Origin of the sequence: Mesorhizobium sp. M1D.F.Ca.ET.231.01.1.1 (assembly GCF_003999155.2) — a bacterium.
In the GTDB taxonomy this organism is placed as follows: Bacteria; Pseudomonadota; Alphaproteobacteria; order Rhizobiales; family Rhizobiaceae; genus Mesorhizobium.
In genome coordinates this window covers 1-449 of the sequence record NZ_RZOZ02000058.1, presented here as the reverse complement: position 1 = coordinate 449, position 449 = coordinate 1, and the positions used below count along the sequence as shown (strand labels likewise).

1 pseudogene is annotated in these 449 nt (G+C 66.1%); it reads left to right on the top strand.

From position 1 onward, the window contains the following. Positions 1–212: 212 nt before the first annotated feature. Positions 213–449: pseudogene (locus EN874_RS34700) on the top strand (hypothetical protein); the annotation flags it as partial.

Below are 449 nucleotides of genomic sequence, written 5' to 3'. Positions count from 1 at the left end.
GCGCGAGAACCCATGTCCGATTCGAGGTGATGTTTGCAAGAGCCGCCGACCGGGAGCGGCTGCTGGGGCTGGGTGTGCGCGGCGGTTGGATGCAAAGCTTCGCCAGGCTTGAGCGCGAGATCAGTCGGCTGGCCTCGCTGCAGGACGCGGCTGGGCCTCCGCCTGAATGACAACTGACCAAAGTTCCGTCGAGACAAATTGTGGAGTGCCCCATGCAACAGGCCGTGCAAACATCGCGGGACCGTGACGCGCCGACGGCAGGCCGCGCACTCTCTGCCGACGCGCCAGGAACTCAAACGGCGATTTCGGCCGACGGCACGCCGATCGCCTACGAACGTCAGGGAAAAGGCCATCCGCTCATTCTCGTCGATGGCGCGCTCTGTTCCCGCGGCATGGGTCCGAGCCGCCCGCTTGCCGCGGCGCTGGCAGCGCACTTCACCGTGTTCAGC